5 protein-coding genes are annotated in these 6,349 nt (G+C 71.3%); 4 read left to right on the top strand and 1 reads right to left on the bottom strand.

Annotated elements, in window-relative coordinates; genetic code table 11:
• Positions 1-84 precede the first annotated feature (84 nt).
• A complete protein-coding gene (locus tag ACFV0O_RS22245) occupies positions 85-1,356 on the bottom strand; it encodes a hypothetical protein (protein ID WP_380344405.1) in 1,272 nt (423 codons plus the stop codon).
• 474 nt (positions 1,357-1,830) lie between these two features.
• On the opposite strand from ACFV0O_RS22245, the gene ACFV0O_RS22240 reads away from it, so the two are divergent.
• The 4 genes from ACFV0O_RS22240 (at position 1,831) to ACFV0O_RS22225 (ending at position 6,262) form a co-directional block, all read left to right on the top strand.
• Positions 1,831-3,060 (top strand): hypothetical protein, encoded by a 1,230-nt coding sequence (locus ACFV0O_RS22240; RefSeq protein ID WP_380344402.1) that lies wholly within the window; start codon positions 1,831-1,833, stop codon positions 3,058-3,060.
• Positions 3,044-3,832, top strand: a complete 789-nt coding sequence (locus ACFV0O_RS22235; protein WP_380344399.1) for a hypothetical protein — start codon at positions 3,044-3,046, stop codon at positions 3,830-3,832. Before ACFV0O_RS22240 ends, ACFV0O_RS22235 begins: the two co-directional genes overlap by 17 nt.
• 165 nt (positions 3,833-3,997) lie before the next feature.
• Positions 3,998-5,026: a phosphotransferase family protein gene (locus ACFV0O_RS22230; RefSeq protein ID WP_380344396.1), complete on the top strand. Its 1,029-nt coding sequence runs from the start codon at positions 3,998-4,000 to the stop codon at positions 5,024-5,026.
• Between the two features lie 3 nt (positions 5,027-5,029).
• The gene (locus ACFV0O_RS22225; protein ID WP_380344394.1) at positions 5,030-6,262 is read left to right on the top strand and encodes an acyl-CoA dehydrogenase family protein; all 1,233 of its coding nucleotides are present in this window, start codon (positions 5,030-5,032) and stop codon (positions 6,260-6,262) included.
• Positions 6,263-6,349 lie beyond the last annotated feature (87 nt).

Genomic DNA, 6,349 nt, shown 5'->3' with positions numbered 1-6,349 from the left:
TGCGCCACCCCCTCGTCTGGGGTGGGTGGGCTTTCCGCGCCGCCCGGGGCGCCCGCCCCCCCCGGCCCCCCCCGGGCCGGTCGTTCACTTGACCAGGCGGGACCAGTCGGCAGGCTGGCCGGGGTCCAGCTGGCGCAGCCTGTCGAGCACCTTGGGGTCCTGGGCGTCCAGCCAGTCGGCGACCTGGCGGAAGGAGACGCAGCGGACGCCGTCCCGCTTGCAGACGTCCTTCATCACGTCCTCGACGGCCTGCATGTAGATGCCGCCGTTCCAGTCCTCGAAGTGGTTCCCGATGAAGAGCGGGGCCCGGCTGCCGTTGTAGACCCGCTCGAAGCCGGCGAGGTAGCTGTCCCTGGTCTCCTTCTCCCAGGTGTCGAACTTCTTCGGGTCGCCCTTGGTGGTGTTCCCGGACTGGCCGGCGAGGAAGTTGAAGTCCATGGAGAGGCTCTGGGCGGTCCTGCCGGGGTAGGGCAGCATCTGCAGCGGGAAGTTCCAGATGCCCTCCTTCCTGACCGGCCAGACCTGGAACTCGCCCGGGGAGCTGGCGTCGTAGCGGAAGCCGGTGGCCTTCTCGGCCGCGAGGAGGTTCTTCTGGCCCTCCAGGCAGGGGGCGCGGCCGCCGACCAGTTCCTTGGTGTAGTCGAAGGGGAGGGGCGGGAGGTCCTTGAAACCGGTGTTGGTCTTCCAGTTGGTGACGAAGGAGACCGCCTGGTCGAGTTCGCTCTTCCACTCGTCGGTGGACCAGTCGCCACCGCCGCCACTCTGCGGGCCGCAGAAGTGCCCGTTGAAGTGGGTGCCGATCTCGTTGCCGTCCTGCCAGGCCAGGCGCAGCTGCTCCAGGGTGTCCTTGATGTGGGCGTTGGTCGCGAAGTCGATGGACGCCGCGCCGACGTCGTGCTGCGGGGGGTGGTAGAGCGTCCGCTTCGACTTGGGCAGGGTGTAGATGCCACTCAGGAAGAACGTCATCTGGGCGTTGTTCTGCGCGCCCAGCGTGCGGAAGCGGGAGAACAGGTGGTCGTCGCCCTCCAGTGCGCCGTCCCAGGAGAAGACGACGAACTGCGGCGGCTTCTCGCCGGGTTTCAGCTTCTCCGGCTTCGGCTGCTTGGGCTGGGGGCCGGTGTCCGAGGTGGAGCCGTCGCCGAGCACCTTGACCTGGCCGTCCCAGGTCGGGGTGGGGGCCGCCGCCGGGGCGGGTACCTCGGCGGGGTCGTCGGTCGGGGCATCGGGGGTGGGGCTGGAGGGTGTGGTGCCGGCGGCGCTCGGTCTGTCCCCGGCGTCGGGCCCTCCCGTGGCCAGGACGAGGGTCGAGAGGACCCCCACCGCCGCCAGGACGGCCGTACCCCGAGCAGTCCGCACCGTGCCCCCACTTCTCTGACAATCGGTCAGGTGGTGTTCGTTAATGATCCTTACTGTGTGAGCATCAGAACACTTTCGACCGATGTCTGTCGAGGCGGGAGCCGGTCCGGTATAAGGCCCCCGATCAGCAGCGAACTCCCCTACGTGTCACGATTCATGACGGACCGAAGGTTGCGTGCCGGAAGGCCGAAACGGCAGCGACGGTGCAGAAGCGTCCGATCCGGTCGGAGGAGCCGCCGGGTCGCCACCTGGACCGTGGTACGGGAAGACGGGACTGTCAGGGCGTGGGAAAGGGCCTACGATCGGTTGCCGGTGGACGCGCTGACCAGAGCGGCTTCCCTTGACCTGATCCGCAAGGCCCGGGAGGAACTCCGACCCATGAGCCGCCGGTGGGTTCGGCGACGTCCGACAGCCGCCGCACGGCAGGGTGCCCCCTGACGTCCACGACGATCCGCGAATGGCAGGTACCGCCCGATGTCCACAGCAGAGCCGGCAGAAGCCCGCATCGACGACGCGGGCAACGTCCTGGTCGCGCCTTCGGCCCTGCACGGCGATGACCTGATCAGGGACTTCTTCGGGTCCACGATCACGCCGGAGGAGCTCGCCTCCGGCGTGCCCGACCTCGCGCAGAAGACCGTCTACCTGTGCGGCGACCTGTCCGGGATCAGCGGTCGCCACCTGCGGCCGGCCGCCCGGGTGTTCGTGATCCGGGAGCTGTCGCACGGTCACCGCGAGGGCGTCGACGACGCCTGGACCCTCGTCGACCTCGGCCGGGTGCCCGTCCGGGTGCACGGCGTCGGCGTGTACTACCGCCGCTTCTTCGGGCCGGACACCGACCACTTCGGACGGATCCGCGCCGAGCACGTGTTCCAGTCCCTGACGGAGTCCACCAAGCCCGGATCGGCCCACCGCAGCGGAATCTACCTGACGCCCGTCACGCGCGACGGCGACGACCTGCACTTCCGCCTGCTCCGGTGCTCCACGAACCTCTCCGGGCCGACCGAGGGCTTCGGCCCGACGGACACGCGCATCGTCGAGGCCCTGAACGGCGAGGCCGCCACCGTCTTCCGGAACCAGGCGCCGCTGAACCACGTCCTCGCCCAGATCTACCACAACACCCGGGCCACGGAAGGGCGCAAGCAGTCCAAGGCCAGGATCTCCGCGCACGCCGACAAGACCAAGGACATGCCCGTCAACGGCATCATGGCCTTCTGCACGTTCTACGACCGGCTCGACGGCCTGCAGCCCCTGGCCGAGGACGCCTTCGACCGCGGGGTGAAGGGCGTCAGCGGGCTGACCGGGATCCGGTTCCGCCTCAAGGACCCATCGGTGCAGCGCGACGAGGCCGCGCTGCCCGCGCAGTTCACCCTGACCCTCCATCCCGGCTCCGTGTTCTTCATGCCGCTGTCCACCAACCGCCTCTACACGCACGAGATCCGGCCCTCGGCGTTGGACGCCGAGCTGCTGCCCACCCGCCTGGGGTACGTGGTGCGCTGTTCGAGCGCCGAGGCCGTGCACAAGGACGGCGACACCTTCCTCAAGGTGGCCGGAGGCCTGGTGAAGCTGGGGCCGCCCACGCCGGACGGCATGGACGAGCTGCGCAGGCTGTACGCCGAGGAGAACCGCACCTCGTCCTTCGTCGACTACGGCGACGAATTCCTCTTCAGCATGAACACGGGAGACTACGATGCCCCCCGAATCTAGGATCCGGGACGAGATCCGCGACGAGATCCGCTCGTACGCCGTGCCGACCGAGGAGGACCTCTTCGCGGCGCTGTCCGCGTCGACCCGCTGGGAGGACGTGGGAAAGGGCCGGCGGGGTGCCGTCCTCGTCGGGGTCGACGAGGCGGGCGGTGTGCCGCTGGTGCGCACCACCACCCGGTACGGCAGCCCGGCGCAGCGTTTCCGGGCGGTGCACGAACGGCTGGCGCGGCAGGTCCAGGAGTGTGCGGCGCTGCCGGTCGGGTTCAACAACGCCCTCGTCGAGACCTACACGAACGCCTACACGACCATGGGCGGCCATTCCGACCAGGCCCTCGATCTGGCCGACGGGTCGTTCATCGCGGTCTTCTCCTGCTACCGGTATCCCGAAGCGGGCCCGCCACGGAAGCTGATCTTCGAATCGAAGGAGTCGGTGGCCGGCGGCGAGAAGTTCGAGATCCCCCTGGCCCACCACGGTGTCGTGGCGTTCTCCGTCGACACGAATCGGCGACTCAGGCACAGGATCGTGCTGGAGGCGCCCGGCGGGGCGGCGGACAACGAGTGGCTGGGCGTGACGTTCCGGACGTCGAAGACCCTGGTGCGGTACCGCGACGGACACACGTACCTGCCGCAGGGCGCGCGCCTCACGCCGGCCGACGACGAGCAGAGCCACGAGTTCTACCGGCTGCGGCGCCGCGAGAACCGGGAGACCGACTTCGTCTACCCCCCGCTGACGTACACCGTCAGCGGGAGCGACCTGATGCCGCCCGTCTGAGCCCGGACGGAGGCCGAAGGCCCGCCGGTCCGGGCCGCGAGGCCGCCGTGGGCGACCCCCCGAGCCGGTGCGGCCCGGGGGTCGTGCCATTGACAGGAGGGATCCCCCGGCTGAATGCTAAGCAAGCGCTTAGTCAACGATCCGCCGTTCCCGAGGAGCCGTCCGATGCCCGAGACGCCCGTCGACCCGCCCGGCCTGGACCTGGGCCGGCTCCGGATCCACCTGGACCGGGGGCTGCCCGGGGCCGTCCGGGGCCCGCTGCGGGCCGAGCTGATCGAGGGGGGCCGCTCCAACCTCACCTACCTCCTCTCCGACGGCACCTCCCGCTGGGTGCTGCGCCGCCCGCCGCTCGGGCACGTCCTCGCCACCGCGCACGACATGGGCCGGGAGCACCGGGTGATGTCGGCCCTGCGCGGCACCGGAGTGCCCGTCCCGCAGATGCTGCTGATCGACCACGGCACCGACGTCCTCGGCGCGCCCTGGTACCTCATGGAGCACGTCGCCGGCACCGCGCACCGGGACGCCGCCCCGCTGGCCGCCCTCGGTGCGGAGCGGGTGGCCGCCCTCGGACGCCGCCTGGTCGACACCCTGGCCACCCTGCACCGGATCGACCCGGCCCAGGTGGGCCTGGAGGACTTCGGCCGCCCCGACGGCTACCTGGAGCGCCAGCTGCGCCGCTGGTCCCAGCAGCTCGCCGCGTCCCGCAGCCGCGAGCTGCCCGAGGCGGACCGGCTGCACGCCCTGCTCGCCGAACGGCTGCCCGTCTCCCCGGCGCCCGCCCTCGTGCACGGCGACTACCGCCTCGACAACGTCCTCGTCGACGACGGCGACACCATCACCGCCGTCCTCGACTGGGAGATGTCCACCCTCGGTGACCCGCTCACCGACATCGGCCTCCTGGTGATGTACACCGAACTGGCCGGCGTCGGCGGCGGCATCATCCCCTCCGCGATGACCGCCCCCGGCTTCCCGAAGCCCGACGGGATCGTCGCCCGGTACGCCGAGGCGACCGGCCGCGAGGCCGCCGACCTGGACTGGTACGTCGCCTTCGCGTCGTTCAAGCTCGCCGCCGTCGCCGAGGGCATCTTCTTCCGCTTCCAGCAGGGCCGCACCCTCGGCGCGGGCTTCGAGCGCGCCGGCGAGATGGCCCCGGTCCTCGCCCGCCACGGCCTGAGCACCCTCAAGGAGAACTGACCGATGGACTTCGCGTACGACGCCCGGACGAACGAGCTCCGCGCACAGCTCCTCGCCTTCATGGACGAGCACGTCCACCCCGCCGAGGCCGTCCTCGCCGCCCAGCTCGCCGACCCGGCCCGCGCGCCCTGGGCCGTCCCGCCGGTCGTCGCCGACCTGCAGGCCGAGGCCCGCAAGCAGGGCCTGTGGAACCTCTTCTTCGTGGACAAGCACAGCATCCCCGGCGAGCACGGCGCCGGCCTCACCAACCTGCAGTACGCCCCGCTCGCCGAGATCACCGGCCGCAGCCCCCAGCTCGCCCCGCCCGCGCTGAACTGCGCGGCCCCCGACACCGGCAACATGGAACTGCTCGCCCAGTTCGGCAGCGCCGAGCAGCGCGAACGGTGGCTCCGGCCCCTCCTCGACGGCGAGATCCGCTCCGCCTTCGCGATGACCGAACCGGAAGTGGCCTCCTCGGACGCCACCAACATCGCCACCCGGATCGAGCGGGACGGCGACGAGTACGTGGTCAACGGCCGCAAGTGGTACATCACCGGCGCGATGAACCCGGACTGCCGGATCCTCATCGTGATGGGCAAGACCGACCCCGCCGCCGAGCCGCACCGCCGGCAGAGCATGGTGCTCGTCCCGCGCGACACCCCCGGCGTGACCGTGAAGCGCGGCATGACGGTCTTCGGCTACGACGACGCCGACCACGGCGGCCACGCCGAGGTGCTGTTCGAGGACGTGCGGGTCCCGGCCGTCAACCTGATCGGCGAGGAGGGCTCGGGCTTCGCCATCGCCCAGGCCCGGCTCGGTCCGGGCCGGATCCACCACTGCATGCGCGCGATCGGCATCGCCGAGCGGGCGCTGGAACTGATGTGCCGCCGCGCCGCCGAGCGGGTCGCCTTCGGCAAGCCGCTGGCGGAGCAGGGCGTGGTCCAGGACTGGATCGCCGAATCGCGGGTCCGCATCGAGCAGTTGCGCCTGCTGGTGCTGAAGACCGCCTGGCTGATGGACACCGTCGGCAACCGGGGTGCGCACACCGAGATCCAGGCGATCAAGATCGCCACCCCGCGCACCGTCGAGTGGATCCTCGACAAGGCCGTCCAGGCCCACGGCGCCGCCGGCGTCAGCCAGGACACCCCGCTCGCCCAACTCTGGGCCGGCAACCGCACCCTGCGCCTCGCGGACGGCCCGGACGAGGTCCACAAGCGCTCCCTGGCCCGCCGGGAGCTGAAGCCGTACCGCCGGTAGGCCGCCGGACGTCGGGGCCCGGCGGCGGGTGTGGGCGGGGCCGGTGCCGGGGTAGTCCCCGTCGGGGGGCCTCCCCGCCCGGCCCCT

The sequence above is a fragment of the Kitasatospora sp. NPDC059577 genome (assembly GCF_042735475.1).
Taxonomy (GTDB): domain Bacteria; phylum Actinomycetota; class Actinomycetes; order Streptomycetales; family Streptomycetaceae; genus Kitasatospora.
The sequence above is the reverse complement of the archived record's forward strand: the minus strand, read 5'-3'. Positions and strand labels throughout refer to the sequence as shown.

Excerpts from the sequence above, each read along its gene's own strand:
- ACFV0O_RS22225 (WP_380344394.1), top strand. The coding sequence starts at position 5,030 with ATGGACTTCGCGTACGACGCCCGGACGAACGAGCTCCGCGCACAGCTC.
- ACFV0O_RS22240 (WP_380344402.1), top strand. The coding sequence starts at position 1,831 with ATGTCCACAGCAGAGCCGGCAGAAGCCCGCATCGACGACGCGGGCAAC.
- ACFV0O_RS22235 (WP_380344399.1), top strand. The coding sequence starts at position 3,044 with ATGCCCCCCGAATCTAGGATCCGGGACGAGATCCGCGACGAGATCCGC.
- ACFV0O_RS22230 (WP_380344396.1), top strand. The coding sequence starts at position 3,998 with ATGCCCGAGACGCCCGTCGACCCGCCCGGCCTGGACCTGGGCCGGCTC.